Annotated in this window: 22 protein-coding genes and 1 pseudogene; 9 read left to right on the top strand and 14 right to left on the bottom strand. The window is 33.1% G+C overall.

Translation table 11 applies throughout. The features are described from left to right. Nucleotides 1–100: 100 nt before the first annotated feature. Nucleotides 101–538 carry a hypothetical protein gene (locus tag GH715_RS04780; RefSeq protein WP_324186979.1) on the bottom strand — a complete coding sequence of 146 codons (438 nt, stop codon included), beginning with the start codon at nt 536–538 and terminating at the stop codon, nt 101–103. A 99-nt stretch (nt 539–637) separates the two neighbouring features. Between GH715_RS04780 and GH715_RS04785 the strand changes: the two genes are divergently transcribed. The 3 genes and pseudogenes from GH715_RS04785 to GH715_RS21465 all read left to right on the top strand — a co-directional run. Continuing rightward, the gene (locus GH715_RS04785) at nt 638–1,342 is read left to right on the top strand and encodes a YetF domain-containing protein (protein WP_153834542.1); all 705 of its coding nucleotides are present in this window, start codon (nt 638–640) and stop codon (nt 1,340–1,342) included. 89 nt (nt 1,343–1,431) lie between these two features. Beyond that, nucleotides 1,432–1,548, top strand: coding sequence for a biofilm-forming protein (locus GH715_RS04790; RefSeq protein ID WP_153834541.1), 117 nt, complete (start codon nt 1,432–1,434; stop codon nt 1,546–1,548). 317 nt (nt 1,549–1,865) lie between these two features. After that, a pseudogene (locus GH715_RS21465) lies at nt 1,866–2,007 on the top strand (AraC family transcriptional regulator); the annotation flags it as partial. A gap of 555 nt (nt 2,008–2,562) precedes the next feature. Here the strand turns inward: GH715_RS21465 and GH715_RS04800 are convergent. Next, nucleotides 2,563–2,751: a hypothetical protein gene (locus GH715_RS04800; RefSeq protein ID WP_153834540.1), complete on the bottom strand. Its 189-nt coding sequence runs from the start codon at nt 2,749–2,751 to the stop codon at nt 2,563–2,565. Between the two features lie 498 nt (nt 2,752–3,249). Here GH715_RS04800 and GH715_RS04805 point away from each other — a divergent pair, with 498 nt between their 5' ends. Next, complete coding sequence (locus GH715_RS04805) at nt 3,250–4,548, top strand: hemolysin family protein (protein WP_153834539.1); 1,299 nt, start codon at nt 3,250–3,252, stop codon at nt 4,546–4,548. 272 nt (nt 4,549–4,820) lie between these two features. Here GH715_RS04805 and GH715_RS04810 read toward each other — a convergent pair whose 3' ends face one another. The 3 genes from GH715_RS04810 to GH715_RS04820 all read right to left on the bottom strand — a co-directional run bounded on the left by GH715_RS04810 (nt 4,821) and on the right by GH715_RS04820 (nt 6,742). Further along, the gene (locus GH715_RS04810) at nt 4,821–5,417 is read right to left on the bottom strand and encodes a hypothetical protein (protein WP_153834538.1); all 597 of its coding nucleotides are present in this window, start codon (nt 5,415–5,417) and stop codon (nt 4,821–4,823) included. Then, nucleotides 5,417–5,884 carry a hypothetical protein gene (locus GH715_RS04815; RefSeq protein WP_153834537.1) on the bottom strand — a complete coding sequence of 156 codons (468 nt, stop codon included), beginning with the start codon at nt 5,882–5,884 and terminating at the stop codon, nt 5,417–5,419. Before GH715_RS04815 ends, GH715_RS04810 begins: the two co-directional genes overlap by 1 nt. Nucleotides 5,885–6,349: 465 nt before the next feature. Next, the gene (locus GH715_RS04820) at nt 6,350–6,742 is read right to left on the bottom strand and encodes an ASCH domain-containing protein (RefSeq protein ID WP_324186978.1); all 393 of its coding nucleotides are present in this window, start codon (nt 6,740–6,742) and stop codon (nt 6,350–6,352) included. 496 nt (nt 6,743–7,238) lie between these two features. Between GH715_RS04820 and GH715_RS04825 the strand changes: the two genes are divergently transcribed. Next, nucleotides 7,239–7,493, top strand: a complete 255-nt coding sequence (locus GH715_RS04825) for an LAGLIDADG family homing endonuclease (protein WP_228760253.1) — start codon at nt 7,239–7,241, stop codon at nt 7,491–7,493. Between the two features lie 448 nt (nt 7,494–7,941). Here the strand turns inward: GH715_RS04825 and GH715_RS04830 are convergent, their stop codons facing one another. The 6 genes from GH715_RS04830 to GH715_RS04855 form a co-directional block, all read right to left on the bottom strand. Next, nucleotides 7,942–9,450 carry a TniQ family protein gene (locus GH715_RS04830; RefSeq protein ID WP_153834536.1) on the bottom strand — a complete coding sequence of 503 codons (1,509 nt, stop codon included), beginning with the start codon at nt 9,448–9,450 and terminating at the stop codon, nt 7,942–7,944. A gap of 109 nt (nt 9,451–9,559) precedes the next feature. After that, a complete protein-coding gene (locus GH715_RS04835) occupies nt 9,560–10,702 on the bottom strand; it encodes a TniB family NTP-binding protein (RefSeq protein WP_240469348.1) in 1,143 nt (380 codons plus the stop codon). Nucleotides 10,703–10,866: 164 nt separating this feature from the next. After that, complete coding sequence (locus GH715_RS04840; protein ID WP_153834535.1) at nt 10,867–11,871, bottom strand: DDE-type integrase/transposase/recombinase; 1,005 nt, start codon at nt 11,869–11,871, stop codon at nt 10,867–10,869. Next, on the bottom strand, nt 11,872–14,538 hold the full coding sequence (locus tag GH715_RS04845) for a Mu transposase C-terminal domain-containing protein (protein ID WP_228760252.1): 2,667 nt from the start codon (nt 14,536–14,538) through the stop codon (nt 11,872–11,874). It abuts the gene before it with no gap. Between the two features lie 171 nt (nt 14,539–14,709). Next, nucleotides 14,710–15,240 carry a TnsA endonuclease N-terminal domain-containing protein gene (locus GH715_RS04850; protein ID WP_163578455.1) on the bottom strand — a complete coding sequence of 177 codons (531 nt, stop codon included), beginning with the start codon at nt 15,238–15,240 and terminating at the stop codon, nt 14,710–14,712. Continuing rightward, complete coding sequence (locus GH715_RS04855; RefSeq protein ID WP_163578456.1) at nt 15,227–16,591, bottom strand: TniQ family protein; 1,365 nt, start codon at nt 16,589–16,591, stop codon at nt 15,227–15,229. Before GH715_RS04855 ends, GH715_RS04850 begins: the two co-directional genes overlap by 14 nt. Before the next feature lie 294 nt (nt 16,592–16,885). Here GH715_RS04855 and GH715_RS04860 point away from each other — a divergent pair, with 294 nt between their 5' ends. Then, nucleotides 16,886–17,683, top strand: coding sequence for a hypothetical protein (locus GH715_RS04860; protein WP_153834532.1), 798 nt, complete (start codon nt 16,886–16,888; stop codon nt 17,681–17,683). 205 nt (nt 17,684–17,888) lie between these two features. Next, nucleotides 17,889–18,083 carry a DUF7695 domain-containing protein gene (locus tag GH715_RS04865; protein WP_153834531.1) on the top strand — a complete coding sequence of 65 codons (195 nt, stop codon included), beginning with the start codon at nt 17,889–17,891 and terminating at the stop codon, nt 18,081–18,083. A gap of 226 nt (nt 18,084–18,309) precedes the next feature. Here GH715_RS04865 and GH715_RS04870 read toward each other — a convergent pair whose 3' ends face one another. Beyond that, a complete protein-coding gene (locus tag GH715_RS04870) occupies nt 18,310–18,942 on the bottom strand; it encodes a YdhK family protein (protein WP_153834530.1) in 633 nt (210 codons plus the stop codon). Nucleotides 18,943–19,378: 436 nt separating this feature from the next. Here GH715_RS04870 and GH715_RS04875 point away from each other — a divergent pair, with 436 nt between their 5' ends. Further along, nucleotides 19,379–20,893, top strand: coding sequence for a multicopper oxidase domain-containing protein (locus GH715_RS04875; protein ID WP_153834529.1), 1,515 nt, complete (start codon nt 19,379–19,381; stop codon nt 20,891–20,893). A 323-nt stretch (nt 20,894–21,216) separates the two neighbouring features. Next, nucleotides 21,217–21,564 carry a hypothetical protein gene (locus GH715_RS04880; protein ID WP_153834528.1) on the top strand — a complete coding sequence of 116 codons (348 nt, stop codon included), beginning with the start codon at nt 21,217–21,219 and terminating at the stop codon, nt 21,562–21,564. Between the two features lie 144 nt (nt 21,565–21,708). On the opposite strand, the gene copZ is transcribed toward GH715_RS04880, so the two are convergent. Both copZ and GH715_RS04890 read right to left on the bottom strand, forming a co-directional pair. Further along, a complete protein-coding gene (copZ, locus tag GH715_RS04885) occupies nt 21,709–21,915 on the bottom strand; it encodes a copper chaperone CopZ (RefSeq protein ID WP_147666856.1) in 207 nt (68 codons plus the stop codon). 36 nt (nt 21,916–21,951) lie between these two features. Continuing rightward, complete coding sequence (locus GH715_RS04890) at nt 21,952–24,336, bottom strand: heavy metal translocating P-type ATPase (RefSeq protein ID WP_153834527.1); 2,385 nt, start codon at nt 24,334–24,336, stop codon at nt 21,952–21,954. Nucleotides 24,337–24,348: the final 12 nt, after the last annotated feature.

The raw sequence follows: 24,348 nt of genomic DNA on the forward strand, positions 1-24,348 counted from the left end.
CTTGAGGTGGGAGTCTTCTCGCCTATTGCTGATAAAAAATGACGGGCATACACGGCTGACTGTTTCCCGTCGTAAACATGTGTTTATTTAAGGTAAGAGATTACCTGATCTCCAATAATCCTTTGAATTTATCTCTGAAATGATACAGTAAATAACCTTGTAGGATAACCATTATTACAGCCAAGATAAGTAATGAAGGATCTACAAAGATGTGCAGTAAGAAAATATTGGCTGTAATCGGTGTCAATACTGTTAAAGCTAATGGAACAAACCGATTAATCAATAGTAATAATCCGCAAATTACTTCTAATGACTTTTCCACAACTAATAAATAGTTAAATTGAAATAATGCCATTGCTTTAGGGCTTGTTGGAATTAATGGCTCGATATCAAATACAACAAGAAACCCGTTTAAACCCGCGATCAGAAAGATAATACCCAACACTAATCTAGCAGCATGATAAGCTATATTCTTTTCCTCCCTTTTGGTATTTTCATTTTCATTTAAATTGTTATCTCCAATTTTATTATATACCATTTCCATTACTTAGTTGTTAAATAAATGAATATGGGCAACTTAAAACAGTAGAAATTATTAGAATAAAACACCATATTCATTTAGCAAAGGAGTCTTCTTATGGATTTTACTGAACTAACACTTAGAATTATATCTACATTTCTGTTCCTGTTATTTCTTACGAGAATAATGGGTAGAAAAGAACTACGTCAGTTAACATTTTTTAATTTTGTGTCTGGAATCGCAATTGGTTCGATTGCAGCTTCCCTTGTTGTGAATCAAAATTTAGACATATGGGCGGGGATATATGCGTTATCTGCATGGGCGATTCTTACGATCATTATGGGAGTAATTGATATTAAATCGAAGAAAGCTCGAGAAGTTATCCAGGGACAGCCGGCAATTCTTATAAAGCAAGGAAAAATTATGGAAAATGAACTACGAAAAGCTAGATTGGATATCGATGCTTTACATGCATTGTTACGAAAGAAAAACGTATTTTCCGTTACGGATGTTGATTATGCCATTTTTGAAACGGACGGGACACTTTCAGTCATGAAGAACGAAGATAAACAAACGCTAACGAAAGGTGATATGCATCTCAAAGTAGTAAAAACAGAACCTTTCCCAATAGCAACTGAGGTTATTTCGGACGGAAAAATCAACAATTCCAACTTATCCAAGCTAAATCTAGATCAAAATTGGCTGGAACAACAATTGAAACGAACTGGAGTTAATGATATATCCGATATATTTTTCGCTGAGATACAGAAAGATGGAACTTTATATATTGACATAAGAGATGATGGTATTTCTAAGCAATAGATAGTTAAGGCAGATAACCATCAAATATGAATGGCTGTACAATACTTAGGGAAATTTAAGGATGATTGATAAAAAAGGTGGTGAAAAACATGGCAAAGAAAGGAATTCAAAATTCAAGTATTGAGCAAGTTAGAAAAGATCATGAATCCGAAACGGCCTTTACAGCAGACAACCCTAAAAAGCAAAAAAATAAAAAAGGCAGATAATAACTTGCTGTGGGTAGTTCGGATATATATGCCTTTATTGTAAGAATAAAACTTCTCCAGGAAACTAAAACACGAGCATCAATCTATGATGTTCGTGTTTTGTCGTAAATCGAGTTCTCTGACCTTGCCTCCCTTATATTATGCAATGACTGGTAAAGAACCTATAATAATATAAAAAATACATTCCGATAAATTACGTATGTAAAATATCGAGTAAATGACTAATTTTATCGATAATATGTATAGGGAAAGAAATGTTAAAAGAATTCAATCATTAGGCATATCTGATTACCATTTATTTCGTTTATGGCTGGAATTCTGAATGGTTGCCTTCCTCAGATTATGAAGTAGCAGATCTACCCGGGATTTCTTTTACAAAACACATGGTAGTTCGGAAAATGTATATAGCGAAATTTGGATGCCAGTAAAAGGAAAATAATTAGCAATAAACTTGGATAGATGATCTATTTACTAAAGCGTGTGTTATTCGGTTAAACCTTGATTTACATTATTTGACCAGTTAGATATAATCTGACTGATTTTTTGGAAATTGACAACCTTAATATTTAGTGTGATAACGATAAAGCTTAACAGTCAAACAAAAAATTATGCTATCTGACTGAGTACACCTCAACTTTTTTAATTCCAAGTGCAAAGACTTGTAACTATAACGTCGCAAATAATTGATTTAGATGATAATAGCAAGGTTTCTGTTGAAATAATGGTTCCACCAACAATTATAATTTGGATTTAAGACATGTTTATTATATGAAAAGTGTACTCCAATTTGAACCTTTTATTTTATACTAAGAAAAGCGCAGAGCGCCCGTTTAGAAACGTAGCGACTGGAACGAATTAACTGAGATAAAGGAATCACGGTAAGCTTGCGAACCGATGATGACTTATCGTAGGGCAATTCGTGAAGTCGCCTAGTTTCTGGGCGCTCGGAGCTAGACAAATACCTGAATTTTATACTTTCTTACCTTATAAAAAAAGACTGGGTAGACCAGTCTTTTATGCTAAATATCTTTGTAATTTTTGTAGCATATCCTTCGTATTTTGAGAACCGTTATTTTCCATCTTACTCATGAGCCTCTGCTTTAATTCTTCATCACATTTTTCAATGATAAGAAATGCTTTCATTTCATTAGAAGTAATGATCTTCCGGTACAGCTTGGAGACATCCCTCTCATCATCAACCATTTTTGAAAGCGAAACCCCTTTCAATAGAAATTAATTACATTATACCTGTTTTAATATTGATTGTAAAGCTAGCACCTAGTGTAAGTGGTCATGACAAAAAGGTAAACACCTAACCATACACAAGAGATGTCTCCGTTAAACTAACTAATAATGATAACCAATGAATAAATATTTACTCTTTTTAATCTAGCCCATTCATTGTTACAGCAAGGTGTAATGGTGAGTTGAAATAAGACGTGATAACTACATACTTAAGTTTAGCATATTATCATGATGTAATGGAAAATATAAAGAAAGACTATATCAGTGGGGGTTTTAACCCCTTCTGCTCGTTAGTGAAACTTATCAAGGGGTTGATTCATTTTCTGTACCAATTTTATTAATAGTCCTCCTTGATCAAATGTCTGAAACAAATGTTATGAATGCTTAAAAATAATAATTAGTCAATTTTTTATATAGGAGGTGAAAACCTTACACCATTATCGTGTAGGGAGTATTTTGGATATAATTAATTTAATCATTGTTGCTATATTAATTTTATTAACAGCTTTCTTCGTTGCATCGGAGTTTTCGGTTGTTAAAATGAGAAAATCCAGAGTTAGAACTTTAGTAGAGCAAGGGAAACCAGGTGCAAAATCTGCTGATAAAGTTACTAGTAATTTAGACGGTTATTTAGCCGCTTGTCAGTTAGGTATAACAGTGACAGCACTCGGTATTGGTTGGTTAGGTGAGCCAGCAGTTGCTCATCTTCTGCATCCAGTTATTGCTTCATTCGGCTTTTCCGAAGGACTTGTTTCAACTATTTCGTTCATCATTGCATTTGGTTTTATTACATTCTTACATGTTGTCGTTGGTGAACTCGCCCCAAAATCCTTCTCCATTCAGAAAACGGAGGCAGTTACGTTGTTACTTTCCCCTTTATTAGTCGTCTTCTATAAGGTGGCGTATCCGTTTATTTGGGTTTTGAATGGTACTGCTCGTATATTAGTTGGGATATTTGGTTTACCTCCTGCATCAGAAAGTGGAGAGGTTTACTCTGAGGAAGAAGTTCGCTCTATCCTTTCAACTAGCTACAAAAAAGGTGAAATTAACGCTTCTGAAATGAGTTATTTAAATAAGGTCTTCGAATTTGATGAACGAATTGCAAAAGAAATTATGATCCCAAGAACAGAGGTTGTATGTATTTATAAAGATAATGCACATCAGGATAACTTGGATATTATTAGAGCAGTAAAGTACACTAGGTATCCTGTTGCAAATGGTGATAAAGATCATATTGTTGGTGTCGTAAACACGAAAGAATTCCTTAATGACATTTTACAAGGTGAACAATTGAATCCAACTAATTATGTTAAACCGATTGTTTATGTTGCAGAACATACACCAGTAAATGAAGTATTAATAAAAATGCAAAAGCAACATAGTTATATGGCTATAGTAGTGGATGAATATGGCGGTACAGCTGGACTAATTACTGTGGAAGACATTATGGAGGAAATCTTCGGAGAAATTCAGGATGAATTAGATGTAAATGAACAACCGATGTACAAAAAAATAGGTGAGTATACTTATATCATCAACGGGAAACTTCTTATTTCTGAACTAAATGAGTTAGTTGGAACAAATATCGATGACAGTGAGATTGATACAATTGGTGGTTGGTTTCTCACAAATAAAATAGATCCTCAAAAAGGGACCACTATCGAGTACGATAATTATAAATTTACCATTCAAGAGGTAGATGGCCATCAGATTAAAAAAATCGAAGTAAGTCAAGTAAACACAAACAAAAAATAACAAACATTATAAGCAAACCCCTAATTCAATGGCTTAAAATGAATTAGGGAGCAAATTTTAATTATAAATGACTATTTCAGTTTTCGCGGCAATTTAAGGGGCAATAAATAATCTTCCTTTAACAATATCGTGCTTGCTGTCCCCAACTAAGTTTATGTTTATTAAACTTATCTGAAAAGTATCCAAATTATAAGTATATATAAATTTTTTACTTTCAATCATTAAAACTTACTTCAATCCTATTCATGTTTTACTCCATACTTGTTATGGAATCATCTTAGTTCTTCTTCATAAATAACTTCACCATCGTTATTCAACCCTCGTAACGCTAGACTGATATAGTCATTTTCCATTTCATTCCAATGAAATAGAAACATACGATGTTTCTCTAACTGATAATCTAACGTTACAATATCTTCTACAGGGACTTGTTCATCCCAATCATATCCTTCTGCAACATCTAGTTCCACCTTAGTTATTTCTGGGTTAGTAACGATACCATAATACCTCATCAACATGTAATTCTCATTAATGGAGCTACTCCCCCAAGAATGTGTAATATCTTGATCTTCTTTAATTTCTATTCCACCAACACCACTACCTGCACCCCAAAAAATCCCAGCATATTTGTTAACTAAAGTAGCTGAAAACCAGTTCTTATATTTTGATAAGAAAATTTGGACATCATCTACATCTACCTTTTCTAATACTTCTGATGGACCATAATAATAAGTTCGTTCAGATTTTTCAAATGCTGCTTCTGGTGAAAGTTCGTAATAACTAAAATAAGGGGAATCTTTAATAACAATAAAGATTAACAGAATCGCAATAGTCCATTCTATTATCGCTTTTATTTTATCTCTTTTCATTACGTCCCCCCCTGATCTAATGAAAACTCCGTTTGAAACATGCGATCATACCACTCGAAACCTACTACTATTGTATCTACATCTTCTTTCAAAGGTTCATAATTCTGAACAATGTACTGTCCCCAAGTACGACCAGAAGAAGTGCCACCTGTTCCTCGATAAGTATTGCCTTGTTTATCTTTTAATTCAAATACAGAGCCTGGAAATGACCATCCATTCTCTTTGGAGTGCACTTCAAATATTAATGAGGTCTCTTCTGCTGCTAATACAAGATATTTAAACAATATCTCGTCATTTTCCAGGTTTACCTTTTTGTCTAAATCAATAAGTACTGCATCCCCATTATTTACTTTACCTTGAATATGTTCTGGTAATTCATTAGTTAGCCCTGAAAAAAACGAAAAAATATTAGGTATAAGTGCAATCACACAAGCTATTATGATAAGGCGTCTGATCCATACTCCCATTACAACAACTCCTATTTCTAAAAATACTCTTATTACTTTCCAGCTAATCTTATCTAGTAAGCCAATTTCCTCTCGCACTATTTTATCATATTATTCCAATAGGTTTTTATTAAATTTAAGCCATAAGAAAAAGATCGTCTTAAATGACGATCCTCTTGTGTTGCCACAATGACAATTCATTGTTCCATTATTGTACCTATTTGTTGAATAGGGAAACTGGTTTAATATTAAAACCACAGAACCTGTTAGTATTAAAGGTCTATGACCAACTAATTTCCTTAAATTTTTTACATAATCCATATTCTAAGATCACTTCATTTTTCTTGTATTTTCTTCTTCAATAAGCCTGCCTTAATACAATTAGTATCTACTCTTCATAAAATTATTGGGACAACGCGCTTTATTTTTTATAAATTAGCTTAAACCTTTCACAAACAACAGGGATTTTATAATTAAACTCTTGATTTATATTTTTAAACTCTTTTTAAAGAAGGTTTCGTGAACGTCACGCCAATACCTTAATGTACGATCACCTTCACCTTCCAAGTATGCGTGTTCTATGGTAACCTGATCAAAAGGAACAATCTCTACTGATGTAGTTTCTGCTATTCCAACAGCTTTTCCACCCCCGTCAAGAATAATATTATGAAGACCAACAAACGGTAAAGTTTCGTTTTCCAATTCATATAAAGTATAGTTTGATGCTGTTGCTGTTTTCGTTCCCTCTAATACTAAATTTGCAAGCTCATCAGCCATTTCTTTTGAATCACCAAATGCCCATGCCTCATATTCTTTTGGTGCATTTGGGTTAATTTTTCGATAGTCTTCCCACATTTGAATAATCGAATTATTACTCATGTATATCAACCCACTTTCTATTTAACTAATGATGTTACTTAAATGGTAACACTTTTGGGTAGCGGTTCTTCTTCAATTCTATTGCCATTTACTTAAAGAAGGAAAAGCGAATACTTTGAAAGCATGGCACCCGTTAGTTTTAGTGAAAAACTTCACAAAACCACAATTCTCCATACTAAAATCATACCAGATGATAACAAATTATTGTTCATATTTTTCATGGAAATCGTTGCTGCGTAGCAAGAGTCTACTATGCAGGAAACAAAGAGTTCTTTCATATTGACACGTTTAAGTACTTTTTCTTTCATGAACTCATTTCCAATTTATATCTATCCAATCTAGAGGGTATGACAATTAGTGCCTTTTACAACACTTCGGCAAAATAGAGGGTTTCGCTTTACTATGATAAAATTGTATTTAACTGTAGCATTACAGTAGTTTACAAAAGGAATGAATGCTTTTTTGTTTTGTTTATATTTTCGGGGAGGTAAAAACAATGGAAGTGCCGGAAGCTGCTTATTTAGCAGGTATAATTGATGGTGAAGGTACAATCACCCTGACCAGAATGCACAAAAGAGAACATAGAAGACCTTGTATAACAATTGCTTCTACGGATCTTGAATTATTGGAATATTTGCAGACAATTGCAGGCGGGAATATCTCAAATAAAAGATTCCTATATTTTATGTATAAAAAAGAAAGTAGATGTTTTCTATACATTAACAGCTACTTTACCCTCCCTTCGCATTAAACAAAAAAGAAAAAGAGCCGAGTGGATTCTAAAATATTATGATATTGTTACGGTGAGAAACGGAAAATACTCAAAAGAGAAATTAATAAAGAAAATGGAATTTGAGAATAACTTTTTTAAAATTATTTAATAACAATTATTATTGTTCTCGATAAAAACTGTGACGTAAAGCATATAATTTCCTAGTAATAAAGCATATAACTTCCAACCCTAGAGCCACAAGGTATTTCAGCTCTTTTTATAAGACTTAATAAACCAAAAGACTACTACCATTCAAATACAATCGAGTAATAACCTCTTTTTTCTACTTTTAGGAAGCTTTATGCTTTACAATTTTATTTTAGGAAATTATATGCTTTACATTTCTTTTTTAGGAAACTATATGGTTTATTTAATTTCAGAACCCTTTTACACTCAATTTTAGATTAACAATTGTAGAATTAAATATTCAGTTATATCCTAAACTTTCCAAAGCCTCCTTCCAAGCCTGTTTTACCCATTCTTTTCTAAATAAATGTTTATTTTCAAGATTCTCTTGTACCTTATTTGAACTTGGATAAATTCCTTTTTGATGTAATGTATTTACAATTTCTTTAATTTCTCTTTTTATAATTTGAACTCTCTGCCTTTTCAATTCATGAATATACTCCTCATATCGTTTAACCACCTTTTTACATAAATTAGGGGAAACTGTTTTTGCAGTTTTTAAAGTTATGCCATTATCTTTTGAAAACTGATTCAAACTTATAGGAGTTTCTTTACTTAGACAATCTTTTAATTTTTCTTCAATCTCGATTCTTCTTTTTTTTACTTTTTGTTCTTTATAAGAATTAAAGTTTTCTGTTACCTTTTCACACAAAATTGGAAAATTCCTTTTGGCGGTATCTATATAAAATCCATACTCTTTGGAAATTCTATTTAGACTTTTTGGCTCTTTTGAATTGACCTCTTTCTTTAGCCTATCTTCAATTTCACTTATTGAGATAGATTTCTGTTGTTGAAGATAGCTATCTTTTTTTATTTCAAGCACTAGCTTTTTATTATTGTCATAAATCATCTCATAAATAGTTAACCCAATTTTTCGAGCAATTTTTAAAAGACTTTCACTTGAAGGTTGTCTTCTTCCTTTTACCCATGAATTTACTGTTCCTGGATTTAACTCTAAAATATTTGCCAACTTTGCTACACTTCTAATATCTAATTTCTTCATTAATCTATTTAAAAAGTTTGAAATAAAAACTCTTGTTGGGTAAATTGATTGCTTTGATGAATTTGCAAGCAATTCCTTATAATTTTGGTAAATAAATGTATCTTCCTCGGTTAAATTTTTTTTATTAAATACCAAATTATCTCCTAACCACGATCCACAATATTGACAATATCCAACCATTAGTTTCTTATGCAAAAACGGTAAATTTCTTTTACAATTTGAACACTTGTCGTGTAGTACTACTTCATGTACTTCGCATTTTTTTATATCAGAAATATACCAAATTAGCGGTTCATATATAATCTTAGAGTTAGATTTTATTTTATTTAAGCATATTGGACACCATTTTCTATATCTACTAAAGAGTTTTTTTGAAAAAATCCCCTGCCAATTTAACATAGTCAAACTACGTAGATCATCCCTACTAGTTAGTAATTCCAATGCATTACTATATTCTAAAGTAACGGGACTATTCTCATTAATGAAATGTGAAGTATCCTTGATTATTCCTTGGCTAAGTTGATCTTTTAAATAATCTATATTTAGCATAGGTGCAATTACTTTACTCAGCAATGCTGATACAGCTAAATTATGATCTTCCGCGATTCTAGAAATATAACTTGATAGACTTTCTACATAAGGTGTGCCAATTCCAATCGGTTTAATATTATATAACTCTGTTCTGCTGGATAAAAAATTCTCAACTTTCCCTTGTTCATCTGTTAAACTACTTAAAATTAAATTCATTACTGACTCCCCCTGATGATAATAATGCGTTAACAAGTAAATCTAAGAAATAAAAAATTGAGTGGAAATACCCACTCAATTTTTCTTTAATATTTTATATTCCCTAAGCTTAGGCTAACCCCACAGTATCCCTTTCTGGTTTTCTAATTCCCGGCTTAGGATTATTTTTTCTTTTTGGTTTTTCATTAGCTTTCTCATTTTTAATTCCCAGCAAGGTTTGAAGCTCACTTTTTTCTTTTTTATTATCACTGAAATAGTACTCTCCAGTAATTGCCTCTTTTGCCAGTGTTAAAAGCTTTTTTGTTTGTAAAGCATTTCTTTTCAAATTTTGATAGGTAATAGTTTTCTCTTCTTTTTCTATAGCATCTGAAAAGCATCTTTGTAACCAATTCTTCAGAATACCAGCACACCCTATGGAATTCTCATATATATATTCCGAGTACTTCTTTAAATCGGGTTCCTTCTCCACAGGTAGCAATTTCTGAAAGGTTAATAATAAAGCTTGGAAGTACCTTCTATCTTCAGCATTGGTATAATCATACCTCGGAAAGTGAATTTCCTTAACCCTTCTAGATAACTGACCATCTAAATTGAAAACAGCATTTAAATCATAAGTTCCAAATAAAACAATTTTTGTGGTACTCATGTTTGCTAATGATTTAATAGAATTAAATTGCCTCTGGTTCTGTTCACTGCTACCCCTTTTTTCAGAATTAATTTTAAAAAAGTGCTGCGCCTCATCAATTAGAAGTGCTTTTGTTTTCCTGTTAAAAAAAGCACTTTCTATTGATCTTCTTAGTTCTGGTGCAGTATTTGCATTAAGGGGATTGTTACTATTATTCTTCTTTTCTTTCTTGTCAATATTAGTAACATCAATCTTATAATCAATTAATGGATCTCTTAATGATGAAAGTACTCTATAATAGAAATCTTTCCAATTGAACTTCCCTAAATCTGGATTTGGAAGCTCTATACCAGAGATAGGGATAATGCTTCTATCTTTCTCAGTTTCTTCTTCCATATCTTTAAGAACAGATAACACTGTTGCAGAAAAAAGTCTGGATTTGCCAACTCCTGATGGGCCAACGACCATAATGATGTTTTGTGAACCTTTGTAAATTTCGTTTTTTAATTCATCTGAAACTTGTTTCATCTTTGGATGACTAACAGTAAAATCATTAAAAAAATCTTCTCGTTCTTTCTTAGACTTTGATAAAAGATCTTCTTCAAATAACCTTTTTTGTTTTATCACCTATACCAACTCCCCGCAAATCTTACCATTATCTTCTGTTTCTACAGATTCAACAATATATTGTGCAATCAATTTTGCTGTCACTGAATTATTTTTATAGTTATATTTAATCTTCTGTTTAATGACTTCTATAATTATTTTAATTCCCTTATCCGTCCTACCATTTAAATACTTGTAACACTAAGTTGGCATCGAATCCATTGATTATTAACATACGCATATAATATTCCAGTATTGAGCGGATCAAATTTAACCTCAACCTTAGTATACTCAAGCATTGGATCGTTAAATTGTTTGCACCAATAATATAAATAGTTTAATTTAATCCCCCGTCTTGGATGAACTTTTCTAGTTTTACCTTTTGGAGAAGGTAGTGTCATCAAAATAAATGTTTCGTCATAAGGAATATAGATATTCGGATGTCCAGATACCTCAAAAGAATTAAGAAATGCTTCTTTGGGACTTTGTTGAAGTGATGGATTTATATAATTGTCATATACATAATTAATCCAATTTTCAAGTCGTTTATTTAAGGTCTCAAGTGTCCATACAACATGGTTTTTGGAGTTCATAGAATTATTAACCTGCCGCCCATTTCTTGTGTTTCCCATAAGGTAATGGATAAAGAAGTTATTTGTTAATCCAAATAATCTTTCTACCACATTATTAAATTCTGCTTTTACAAGTGGTCTTTGTTTCATATGGATTCCATAAGTTACTAGCAATGTTTCAAAATCATCACTATTAAGTTCCATTCCACCATCTACTACCAAATTTTTTGGAAGTCTGTTATATTTTTTTACACACTTTCTAATAACCATCATACAACTATTGTAAGAGGGTTCTTCGGTTAGATAAAAAGCAAGAACCCTTCTTGAATAATCATCAATCATTAGCGTTAACCAAAGCCGCTTAGAATGCTTACCATCAATTTCTACTTCTATATCTAATTCAGTATGCTCAATGTGTGCTATTTCAAAAATACCTTCAGCATGTTTCGAATTAGTAAATTCTAGTTCTTTATTAAATCCCTCATATTTACATAAGGTTCTTCTTTCCTTTCCAAGTCCATACTTTTGCTCATTTGTAATTCCATTTAATGAATCCTCTCGTTTATTCTTAGATTTCGATGAAGGGCTTTCTTCAAATAATCTTTTTTGTTTTGTCACCTATATCAACTCCCCAAATATCTCAAGATCGTCATCATCATAAATATCATCAGTTTCACTAGAATTATCATCATCCATATTTTTATCATTTGAACCATCTTTGCTATCAAAAACCTCTAAATCTGGTTTAGTGGAAGATAAATTTTCGTTTATTAATTTTTCTTCTTTTAATTCAGATTCGATAATATATTGTGCAATCATTTTTGCTGTCACTGTATTGTTTTGTGAATATAATTTATTCTTTTGCCTAATTTCTTCTGTAATAACTTTCATTTGTTTTTCACTTTTACCATATAAATATTTGTATCCTTCAGATTGGCATTCAACCCATTGATCTCCTATATATGCATATGCAATTCCAATATTGAAAGGATCATATTTTACCTCAACTTGAGTATTTTCAATTTTTGGATTTCTGAATTGCTCACACCAATAATATGAATATGATAATTTTATACCTTTACCCGGATGTACTTTCCTAGTTTTCCCTTTTGGAGATGGTAATGTCATTAAAGTAAAAGTATCATCATAAGAAATATAGGTATTTGGACGACTTCCAGAAACATTAATTGATTCTTCATATGCCTCTTTTGGACTTTGATGAAGTGATGGATTTATTTTATTGTCATAAACTCTATTAAACCAGTTCTCAAGGGTTTCATTTAAAGTTTCTAGTGTCCAAATTGCATGGTTTTTCGGATTTACTGATTTAGTAACTTGTCTTACATTTTTTGTTAATTGTGTGTTACCAGCAAGGTTATGAATAAACAATTTATTAGCTATGCCGAATAATCTTTCCACATCATTTCCATATCTTGATTTTGCAGCAGGTCTCTGTTTCTTGTGAACACCATAAAAGGCCAGTAAAGACTCAAAATAAACACTATGAAATTCTTTTCCTCCATCCAGAACAAGGTAGTTAGGTAGCCGGTTATAATTCTTTACACATTCCCTAACAATCATCATACAACTGCGGTATGAAGGTGGTTCAAATGTTAGATAAAAGGCAAGGACTCTTCTAGAAAAGGCATCAATCATCACGGTAAGCCACGGCCGCATGGTCTTATGACTTGTAAGTTTTAGTTCAATATCTAGCTCAGTATGATCAATATGTGCCATTTCGAAAACTCGCTCCCCATGCTTTGGAGTTGTAAATTCTAGTTCAGTATAAAATTCCTCAAACTTATATGCTGCTCTTCTTCCTTTTCTAGATTCTTCCACTTCATATTTAGATAGATTATTAATCGCAGTACACAATGTTTGATATGATGGTGGATCAATATTGAGTTCTTCACATTTAACTAACAATTCACGATAAACTTGTTTCGCTGTTTTAGATTTTATATTTTTGTAACTTTCATTTATTACATCATCCATTAGCTTTTCTGTTTCAGGTGGCAATTTCGAATTTTTATTTCCTCTTTTTTTAATTCTAGGAAGAAGTCCGACAAAACCATTTCCATATAATTCTTCTGCATCACTGAATTTTTTTACCCAATTTCTGAGACTTCTTCCAGTAACATTTAACTCAACATTTTCTCCGTTTAGATATTTTGTAACAATTTCATATTTCTTGTTTGCTTCCTCCAAATCTCTTTCACTTGCTTCTGCAATCATCTTGTTTAATTTATTACTCTCATTATTGTTCTCTTTTTCTAAAGCTCGAATAATGCCTTCTGATATATATAATTCAAATAAATCAACAGGTAATTTAGAATCCTCATTAAAGCTTTTTGAGTATAAATAGACTATTTTTTCGCTACGGTCATAATTTATGATAGTCCAGATGCTATCTCCCCATAAAATACTGTTACCTGATTTTAATTCAATTTTGTTAGGTGACTTTCTTTTTCTGCTTGTTTTTTCAATTATCGAAAAACCTTTATGCTGTTCTTTATTTAGATATACTTTTACACTCTCTGGTTCGGTTATTAAATCATTGTACAAATCAATATAGATCATGTTATTTGCTATTAAGTCATATATATCATCAGAGGTGAATTGTTCCTCAGCATTTTGAATAAGGTCTAGCATAGTTATACCGGGAGTTGATATAATAGCCTCCTTAATCTTTGCAATAGTTTGATCTTCGGGAATATGATCCGTGGTAATATAATCCTCCAGAAATTCAAGGTTACGTTGAAGTATCCAATTAATCTCAGATGACGAACGTACAAGAAAATCCAAACCAAACTGTATTGCATAATTTTTTCCGAGTGAGAATTCCCATCTTCCATTATTTCTAAAATATCTATCTGGTTTTTCCTGAGACTTCTTAATAAGATGTTCTTCTGTCTTGCACTCTACCCAATAGGCTCTATCCTTTTCGATTACAAAAAAATCTGCTGTATACCAATAAGCCATTTTTCTATTTTTATCTTTCTTACTTTGAAAATAATTCATTTTTATTTTGGGTGGTTGATCATAATACTCCAAAACATCATCATTAAATTCCATCATATAGATAGTTGGTAATTCAACCTTATGGCTCTCAAATTGAATGGTAACCCCCATCTTTTTACTACTATACCTTCCGCTAACGTTATTTCTACCTCCCCCGACCCGTCTTGCTGGCGGAGACTGTCTTATACGTTGAATTTCCTTCTTTGCTTCTTCCGTTAAGTCCATTCTTGCTGCCCATTCTTCAAACTCACTGGAACTCATCATTGAAATATTTCCTCCTATTCTTATACTCATAACCACTTTGTACTAATAAAAGTTTCCAATAGTCTTGCAAAACCTTTTCTTTAAAAACTCCAATCTTGTTAACCTTTTCTTCAATTTTTCTACGACTAGGATATAATCCTTCATTTTTCAACTCATCGAATGCTAACTTAATTACGTGGAAGTATCCATAATCTCTGAATTCGAACGTACAAGAAAATCTAAGTCAAACTGTGTAGCATAATTTTTCCCCGGTGCAAATTCCCATCTTCCATTTTTTCTAAAATATCTATCTGGTTTATCTTGAGACTTTTTAATCAGTTCTTCTTCTGTTTTCCACTCTACCCAATAGGCTCTTTCTTTTTCGATTACAAAAAAATCTGCGGTATACCAATAAGCCATTTTTCTATTTTCATCTTTTTTACTTTGAAAATAGTTAACTTTTATTTGGGGTGGCTGATCATAATATTCTAAAATATTATCATTAAATTCCATCATATAGATTGCTGGTAATTCAACCTTGTGGCTCTCGAATTGAATGGTTGCACCCATCTTTTTACTACTATATCTTCCACTTACATTATTCCTTCCTCCCCCAACTCTTCTAGATGGAGGGGACTGTCTTATCCGTTGAATTTCAGACTTTGCCTCCTCCGTTAAATTCAATCTTGCAGCCCATTCTTCAAACTCACTAGGACTCATCATTGTAAAATCCCCTTCCTTTCTTCTCCTCATAACCACTTTGAATTAATAGAACTTTCCAATAGTCTTGCAAAACCTTTTCTTTTAAAACTCCAATCTTGTTAACCTTTTCTTCAATTTTTCTACGGCTTGGATAAATCCCTTCATTTACTAACTCATTGAAGGCTAGCTTAATTTGTTCTTTTAACCGTTTAATTCTTTGCTCTGACTTTTCTTTTATATAGTCGTAATATCTCCTCGATATTTGTTTACAAAGATCCGGAAAATTTCTGTACAATACTCTCTTATCCCGACCAATTACTTTTGCAACTGAATTCATCGAAATAGGAGTGTCTGTACTCAAATGTTCTATCAATTTTTTCTCAATTACATCGTAATTAAGTGGTTTCCAAGTTTGTTTTGTTTCATTATTAATGACCTGCCTGTCATTAATTTGAAATATATTAACATCTAAATTTAGGGATTCTAAGAGGAAATCTAAAACTTTTTTGTTTAATTTAAAAGAAATTTTAAGTATGTTATCTAAAGAAGGGAAGTTTTGACCATTTAACCAATATCGGAGAGTACTTTTTGGAATACTTAGGTATCTTGAAAAACCTGCAACATTATTTGAAAAACATTCTTCATTTATTACTTTCAATTTGCTTATAAATGTATGCTTAAAACTTTGAACGTCTATCTTGTTATGATTTATTGATAAAATATCTTTCATATTTTCATAAACATAAAGTTCCCACCTCAATTTTTCTAGATTGCTCCTATTGCTTTCACTTTCTTGGGCTAATATAGAGGAACAATGTGGACAATAGCCGGGAACCATTTGTCTGCGTATGATATCAACTTCCTTTTTACATATAGGACATCTATCAATTAAAAAGCGACTATGTTTTTTGCAAATCTCTACAGGTTTTAAGTGCCATATTAGCGGATAATAAATAACCTCCCCATCCTTCTCCCAAGTACTAATACAGTCAGGACACCAAGTAAGTGTATCCTTCAATAAATTTCTCAATGGAATGAATTCTTTTAGGTTGTACAAGGTTAAATTAATTAGGTCTTCTCTCGATGTTAATTTTTCAACTGTCCATGCAAGTTCAACAGCATTTTCCATGTATCCATTTACAGTTTTTGCGTTTTCATAAAAGCGGTTCCCACCATAAGCTGAAGCCCGTTCTAAATAACCCTTATTCATTTCAGGAAAAATCATCTTATTAAATAAATGACCAACAGAGATGTTATGTTCATATGCTACCCTAATTAAATAACTACTCAGGCTTTCAACTAACTCAGTTTGTAAACCAATTGGTTCAATACGGTATAAATCACTTCTAGAATCTAATTTTATTTCTATCATTCTATTACACCCCATATATTTAATAGACTAATAGTTATTATTGCCGTATAGAACATTTAATTATGCACCTTTTCCATATCAGGTCGTTTTATGGGCATAAACAGTCTGTTTAGAGCTTTGTTTGGATTACAGTAAGGAATTTTTGCTTTTATTCACACATGGAAATAAGGTCTAAATATACGATTTAGACCTTATTTTTAAATTAAAAAATAAAATAAAAAAATTATAATTAGCTATTCGAAAAGCTTTTTTAATAGAGTATAATACTTAAAATTATCTTAGGAGGTTTAATAAATGCTATCATTTAGAGCTATTTTTACTATGGAAGATGAAGAGGAAAAGAATAATTATAATCGTGTAGATGTAACTTGGTACGATAGGCCAATTGACGAACCGTTTAACTATGAATACTTCGAACTTGAATCAAATAGCTATATTGCATGGACAGAGGATCATATTAATTTTCATCGATGGATTTTTAAATATTTTTATCAAGGTTATGTGCTTAAACAATTTGAGTTGAATATATACCAAGGCCATAATCAAACTGAAGATGAAGTACTATTCTCGATTTCACATTTTAATATTAAATATAAGGATTGTTTAAATGTAATTTACGATGGATTAGTTAATTATAAGAGAGAGATAGTAGAAATTAACTTTATTAAGTCAGCGGAAAATTATGAGCGTATTTTTAGTAGAATCATTCTCTTTAATAATCTTTGGTTAAGATTAGCAAATATAAGTAACAAAGAGAATGAATTAATTAAGAATGACCATATCTTTGACTTACCATTCCTGATATATTTCGCAAGTAGCATAGAGGAATTTAAAGAAATAATTAACGAGGTAATCGAGCATTTCAATAGTATATTAAAACTATTGAACAAGAATAACGAGGATCGGGACGTTAGAAAGGTCAAAAATATATTGGTACTACTAATAGATGATTTAAGAAACGAGGAAAAAAATATAAATGAACTCAGTTGGTTATTTAAAATCAATGGGAATGAAATTCATAAAGAAAATAAAGATGATATCGAACTACAGCTTCCACTCGAAGAAGAATTCGACGATAACTTACCCCTCTAATCTATATTAAACTATATTGGCTGTCCAGACAGAACGTAATGACTCTTAGGGCAGCCTTTTTTATGACAAAAAAACAATTAATTACATAACTTTAATGAATTATTCGTTGTTCTAAAACTTAGCGCATTGAAATCATTGTCATTAAAAACCACATAAATTATAATCATATAGAATTCTAAAAGGTTATAAAGAAGGAGGCAGTAACATGAATAAAAGGATTAAAAGAAATAGAATTCGATGTAAATGCTGCGGAGATATTATTGAATCAAGACAAGTATATGATTTTCAACAATGTTCGTGTAAAACGGTAGCGATTGACGGTGGACTAGAGTATGCCAAAAGAATTTCACCTGGTAATCCAGCTGAAAAATTTTATGATGAATTAGTAGAATATGAATGATTCCGTATATACTCGACGAACTTAGACCAATTCACTAGCTAGTATAATTATTGCTGTTCTAGTCTAGGTAATCGGTTAGAAAGTTTCAGAAAGATGCTCTTGCCATGTTAATGGGAATACCAAACAAATGATAAGAACGATAGAACAATATTAATAAATCTCCCTTATCATTCTACTACTACAAAAAGAACCTACCCGATTTGCGGATAGGTCCCTAATTTAAAACTTATTCTACTGGTGATAATTCACTTTCTGTTACCCATTTATGGTTTTTCACCTCTTCTCCAGAATCGGTAGCTACAAAATCAACCATATATACGGTTGTTTCTTCCGCTGAATCGATTACTGCAGTTGCACCGTCCATACCCTCCATGTGGTCTGCATTAAGAGTAACTTCAGTTTCCGGTTCAAAAGGTTCAGCTCCTGCTTCTTCAATCTCTTCATGGATAACCCATTTATGATTTTTTACTGGTTCTCCACCAGTTGGTGTGTAGGAAATAGTATATACCGTCGTATCGTATGCGCCAACAATTGTCGCCTCAGCACCATTCATACCCGGCATATGATCAGATTCAATTATAGCTTGGCTACCAACCTCATAAGTAGGGTTATCCGCTTCTTGTAAGCCTTCGGGAACTTCACCAGTGCTAGAATGGTTCATACCAGAATGATCCATGCCTTCCATATCTTCATTGGTATCAGATTCTTCCATATCCATTTCATCATTATTGGATTCCACATTTTCTTCCGTATTAGATTCGGTTTCTATATTTTCTCCTTCATTTGCACCTGCACATGCAGATAAGATAAGTACTGTGAATATAGTAATTATCCCTATTACGATTTTTCTACCTTGCATTTAAACAATCCCTCCTAATAAAATAAAGCTTGCTTATATTCTAACCAGTAAATTTGCAGATTATATGCAGACTTTGCAAAACATAAATTACGAATAATTCCAAAATAAATCTCCATTCCTTTTCCAAGTGGATTACAAAAGGTTATGAAAAATACAATGTCATTTAATATAAATGACATTTCAGTAGAATAATCCATTAATACTCAACATCTAAATTAAATAGTGATTAGTTTTTACTCAATTATGCATTATTTCTCGATATTTGTTCGGTATGATAATCGCGATAGATTGAATGGCAAGGGAAGGAGGAAAATGTATTAAAGGTAGTTTTCTAACCCGTGGTGATTACAACTAAATAACACATCAGAAATCTAAAATTCAAAAACCGAAATGATATTTTCAACAACTTATACTTGACGAATAAAGGAGCGAACAAATGAAAAAAAGTATATTGACAGGTGCAGGCTTGTTGCTAATATTGACGGGTTGCACAAACGTCACAACAGAACAACAATCTGGAGAACAAACTATGGAATCTGAAGAAATGCAACATGAAGAAAATATGGATATGAACCACGGGGACATGGAAGGTATGGAAGAACACATGGACCATGATAATATCCCCCCTCTTCAAGCCTCCAAAGGAACTCAGGAGTTAGTAATACCACCCCTGCTAGAAAAACAGAATGACTCAGACTTCGATTATGAGGTGGTCGCACAAGAAGGCACGACGCAATTCTTTGATGGCTCTCCAACCAATACTTACGGATATAATGGGAATTTGTTGGGTCCGACTTTACAGTTGAAAGAGGGGGAAACCGTTAAAGTGAAGGTCCGCAATGAATTAAACGAACCAACAACCTTTCACTGGCACGGTCTTGAAGTACCGGGAACTGAGGATGGTGGTCCGAGTGATGTAATTCAGCCGGGCGAAAGTAAAATCGTCACCTTAAAAGCCGATCAGCCAGCAGCGACATTGTGGTATCATCCACATCCACATAAATCGACTGCTGAACAAGTTTTCAAAGGGCTTGCAGGAATGCTCTATGTGGAGGAGACGGATGAAGAAGCCCCTGCTTTACCACATACTTATGGTGAAGATGATATCCCTCTCATTTTTCAGGATCGTCTCTTTGACGAAAACCATCAACTGGATTATGAGAATCTGATGAACAGCGACGGAACAATCGGAGATGTATCGCTCGTTAATGGTACGCTTAATCCGAAACTGACTGTGACAAAACCGCTGATGCGTTTTCGAATCCTAAACGGTGCGAACGCCCGAAATTACACGTTCCGTTTAAGCAATGGAGCCACATTTACTCAGATTGCTTCAGATGGCGGGTTATTGCATGAGCCGGTTGAAATGGATGAGATTACGCTGTCCCCATCGGAGCGCGCTGAAATCCTAATTGATTTTTCAGCGATGGATTCCGATGAGCCAATTGCCATTACTGATGAAGAAGGTAATGCTCTGTTGCCTTTTGATTTGGATATCGACGGCGGAACGGGAGAAATGGAATCCATATCTTGGACCGATGACACTACTTTCCTTACAGAAAAAGAGAAATCCTTGCCGGTTACCAAGGAGATTGAATTGTTTGGAATGATGGATAAGGTCACCATCAACGGCAAGAAATTCGATCCTGAACGGATTGACTTGCGGCAAAAGAAAGGAGTCCCAGAAGTTTGGGAAGTTTATAACAAGCCAGACGAAATGGGGGGAATGATCCATCCATTCCATATTCATGGTACTCAGTTCAAAATCATATCGCGTGATGGAAGGGAACCAGCTCCGAATGAACAAGGTCTGAAAGATAGCGTTCTTATTGAACCGGGCGAACGAGTCAGATTGCTCGTCACCTTTCCGGAAGAGGGAATCTATATGTACCATTGCCATATTCTAGAGCATGAAGATAACGGTATGATGGGGCAAGTAGAAGTATACTAATTTTACGGAATAAACATTAAGAAGGGCTGTACCAATTGTTTTGGATTAGTACAGCCCCTTTTTATTTTGCTGACAATTCAGACTAAAACGTTGGTTAATGCCAAGAGATCTTAGGTATCCTTGAAATAATCTACTGTTGCCTTCGAAAAGTTCCACTAAAAATATTTATATAACAATTTTAATTAACAGTTTATAATATTTTCATATGATATAGTAAAAGTAAATTGGTACTTAAATCACTTTTTTGGTTTAGGGAAAAAGTGGAGTTGAGGTGAGATATTTTGTGTTTTTCCTATAGTTTTATTGAACAACAAACTCATGAAATGTCCAAAAAGATTTGGGAAAGCTCCCTATACAAATTAATTAGGGTTGACTTTGCAGGTGGCAACTGTTTTGAAGTCCAAAGTAGATTAAATGATTGGGTAAGTCTTGAATCGGAAATGGGGAATAAGTCCGCTTTAATTACAAAAGTCATTTTGGAAGACTTAGAAGGAAAGCTTTATTCTATTGAACCGAATGACAATGGGTTAAGATTTGCAAAAGGAGAAATCACTTATAAAGAGTATAAAATTCTTCAAGAGAAAGGGAATGCTCTTTGGATTACAATTTTTATTGTTGGGATTTTAGTATTTTTTACGTTGATGTCAGTGTTGTTAAAGTTTGTTCTTTAATACTATCTAATTTCTAATGGTTAACATATTGGTTCCCTTAGTGAAAGTAACATTATTTATCCAAATATGAAACCACCCTCATACCTTATGAAATGTATATTAAAAGGCTGGTCTTCTCTGCGAAAACCAGCCTTTTTCGTATATTTAGGCAACATCATAGCCTTGTTCTTCAATTGCTTCTTTCATGGCATCAACATTTACCTTTGATTCATCAAAAGTAACATCTACTTTTCCAGCTTCCAAATTAACCTCAGCTGCTGACACGCCATCTAATTTTTTCAATGCACCTTCAACTGACATTTTGCAATGACCACAAGACATGCCTTGTACGTCTAATGTTTTCTTTTCCATTATATTTTCACCTCCTTTAAATAAATTTAATATATTTTATAACTTCACTCTTTTTAGACGAAGTGAGTTAGTAACAACACTTACTGAACTTAACGCCATTGCTGCACCAGCAATCCACGGTGCAAGTAATCCAATTGCTGCAACTGGTATTCCAGCTGTATTATATCCGAATGCCCAGAAAAGGTTTTGACGGATATTTCGAATCGTTGCATGACTGATTTTAATTGCCTTCGGTATTAGCAATAGCTCACCACCAAGAATCGTAACATCAGCAGCCTCAATTGCTACTTCTGTACCAGTTCCAATGGCAATCCCAATATCCGCTGTAACAAGTGCAGGTGCATCATTAACACCATCCCCAACCATTGCAACTTTCTTACCTTGTTCTTGGATTGCTTTTACTTTAGCTGCTTTTTCTTCGGGTAATACTTCAGCGATTACCTGATCAATTCCAACTTGTTTTGCTATTGCTTTGGCTGTTCTTTCATTATCACCTGTTAACATAAACACTTCTATTCCTAAATCTTTCAATTGCTTAATAGCCTCTGGAGCCGTTTCTTTTATAGTATCTGCAACAGCAACTGTTCCCCGGTACTCACCATCAATGGCAATCAACATCGCTGTTTTACCATCAGTTTCATAATTAACTAATTTTTCTTCATAACCTGCTGTATTAATTTGATGATCATTCATTAACTTTCTATTACCAACAAGAATGTTTTTTCCAGAAATTTTTGCTTCAATACCATGACCCGGTACTGCCTCAAAATGTTCTACTTCCAAAAAGTCGATATTATTCTCTGTAGCATATGCCACAATTGCTTCTGCAAGTGGATGTTCAGACCCTTTTTCTGCACTAGCCAATAATTGTAATGTCTCTTCATCACCTGAAAAATCAGTTACTTCTGGTTTTCCTTTTGTGATTGTACCCGTCTTATCAAGTACGACTGCTTCTAACTCATGTGTTCCCTCTAGGTGTTCCCCACCTTTAAATAAGATTCCACTTTCTGCAGCTTTTCCTGTTCCGACCATAATAGATGTTGGTGTTGCAAGTCCTAAAGCACATGGACAGGCAATAACAAGTACAGCAATTGCTGCAACTAAAGCAGGTTCTAACTGACCCGGTTGAACTAAAGTAATCCATATAATAAAAGTAAGGATAGCAATACCGACCACTATTGGAACGAAGTAACCTGAAATAACATCCGCTAATCGTTGAATTGGCGCCTTTGATCCTTGAGCTTCCTCCACGACCTTGACAATAGATGCAAGGGCCGTATCTTTTCCTACTTTTGTTGCTTCCATTTCAATGGAGCCATTTTTATTAATAGTAGATCCAATTAATTTTGCTCCTGAATCCTTTTCAATTGGAATTGATTCTCCTGTCAGCATGGATTCATCTACCGAAGTTCTACCTTTTACAACCATACCATCTACCGGTATCTTTTCTCCCGGTTTGACAATTAAGCGATCTCCAACGACAACTTCTTCTACAGGAATCATTAATTCTTTACCATCTCTAATTACACGAGCTTCTTTTGCTTGTAAATTAAGCAATTTGGATAAAGCATTTGTAGTTTGACTTTTCGCTCTCGTTTCTAAATATTTACCAAACAAAATTAACGTAATCAAAACAGCACTGGTTTCAAAGTATAAATGTGGCATATATTCTGGATTGCCAATAGTCTTAAATGCTTCGTATAAACTATAAAAATAAGCCGCACTTGTACCTAAAGCAACAAGTACATCCATGTTTGCCCCACCATTACGTAGGTTCTTATATGCACCTTCATAAAATTGCCATCCAATGATAAATTGAACTGGTGTCGCCAAAGTAAATTGGAACCACGGGTTCATGAAGATATCTGGTATACCCATCCCAAATAAATGTACAAGCATTGTTAATAATAATGGTGCAGATAGTAAGACTGAAATGATTAATTTCGTCTTCATATTTTTTAGTTGTTTTTCTTTATAAGTTTGTTTTTCTTTCGCTTCTGCCTTTGGTTTAGCATCATAGCCGACATTTTTGATTTTATCAATCAATGATTTTACATCAACTAACCCCGGATTATATTCAATCGATGCACTTTCTGTTGTTAGGTTAACAGTTGCATGTTTTACTCCATCTTGTTTGTTCAATACTTTTTCAATACGGGTAGAGCAAGCTGCACAAGTCATCCCAAAGACATCTAGGTCTGTTTTCTCCGTTAGAACACCATAACCAACATTCTCTATTTTTTTCGATATATCTTCAATAGAGGTTTTCTCTGGATCATAATCTATCGTTGCCTTTTCTGTTGTTAAATTAACTTGGGCCTTGACCCCGTCCATTTTATTCAAAACCTTTTCAACACGATTAGAACAAGCTGCACAGGTCATCCCTGTTACACCAAGTGTTGTATGATTTGTTTCACTCATAATAATTCCCTC

The organism is Gracilibacillus thailandensis (assembly GCF_010994055.1).
In the GTDB taxonomy this organism is placed as follows: Bacteria; Bacillota; Bacilli; order Bacillales; family Amphibacillaceae; genus Gracilibacillus; species Gracilibacillus lacisalsi.

Bases quoted from the DNA above. Each gene is read 5' to 3' on its own strand.
- GH715_RS04780 (WP_324186979.1), bottom strand. From the start codon at position 538: ATGGTATATAATAAAATTGGAGATAACAATTTAAATGAAAATGAAAAT.
- GH715_RS04785 (WP_153834542.1), top strand. From the start codon at position 638: ATGGATTTTACTGAACTAACACTTAGAATTATATCTACATTTCTGTTC.
- GH715_RS04790 (WP_153834541.1), top strand. From the start codon at position 1,432: ATGGCAAAGAAAGGAATTCAAAATTCAAGTATTGAGCAAGTTAGAAAA.
- GH715_RS04800 (WP_153834540.1), bottom strand. From the start codon at position 2,751: ATGGTTGATGATGAGAGGGATGTCTCCAAGCTGTACCGGAAGATCATT.
- GH715_RS04810 (WP_153834538.1), bottom strand. From the start codon at position 5,417: ATGAAAAGAGATAAAATAAAAGCGATAATAGAATGGACTATTGCGATT.
- GH715_RS04815 (WP_153834537.1), bottom strand. From the start codon at position 5,884: ATGGGAGTATGGATCAGACGCCTTATCATAATAGCTTGTGTGATTGCA.
- GH715_RS04820 (WP_324186978.1), bottom strand. From the start codon at position 6,742: ATGAGTAATAATTCGATTATTCAAATGTGGGAAGACTATCGAAAAATT.
- GH715_RS04825 (WP_228760253.1), top strand. From the start codon at position 7,239: ATGGAAGTGCCGGAAGCTGCTTATTTAGCAGGTATAATTGATGGTGAA.
- GH715_RS04830 (WP_153834536.1), bottom strand. From the start codon at position 9,450: ATGAATTTAATTTTAAGTAGTTTAACAGATGAACAAGGGAAAGTTGAG.
- GH715_RS04845 (WP_228760252.1), bottom strand. From the start codon at position 14,538: ATGATGAGTTCCAGTGAGTTTGAAGAATGGGCAGCAAGAATGGACTTA.
- GH715_RS04850 (WP_163578455.1), bottom strand. From the start codon at position 15,240: ATGATGAGTCCTAGTGAGTTTGAAGAATGGGCTGCAAGATTGAATTTA.
- GH715_RS04855 (WP_163578456.1), bottom strand. From the start codon at position 16,591: ATGATAGAAATAAAATTAGATTCTAGAAGTGATTTATACCGTATTGAA.
- GH715_RS04860 (WP_153834532.1), top strand. From the start codon at position 16,886: ATGCTATCATTTAGAGCTATTTTTACTATGGAAGATGAAGAGGAAAAG.
- GH715_RS04865 (WP_153834531.1), top strand. From the start codon at position 17,889: ATGAATAAAAGGATTAAAAGAAATAGAATTCGATGTAAATGCTGCGGA.
- GH715_RS04870 (WP_153834530.1), bottom strand. From the start codon at position 18,942: ATGCAAGGTAGAAAAATCGTAATAGGGATAATTACTATATTCACAGTA.
- GH715_RS04875 (WP_153834529.1), top strand. From the start codon at position 19,379: ATGAAAAAAAGTATATTGACAGGTGCAGGCTTGTTGCTAATATTGACG.
- GH715_RS04880 (WP_153834528.1), top strand. From the start codon at position 21,217: ATGTCCAAAAAGATTTGGGAAAGCTCCCTATACAAATTAATTAGGGTT.
- copZ (WP_147666856.1), bottom strand. From the start codon at position 21,915: ATGGAAAAGAAAACATTAGACGTACAAGGCATGTCTTGTGGTCATTGC.
- GH715_RS04890 (WP_153834527.1), bottom strand. From the start codon at position 24,336: ATGAGTGAAACAAATCATACAACACTTGGTGTAACAGGGATGACCTGT.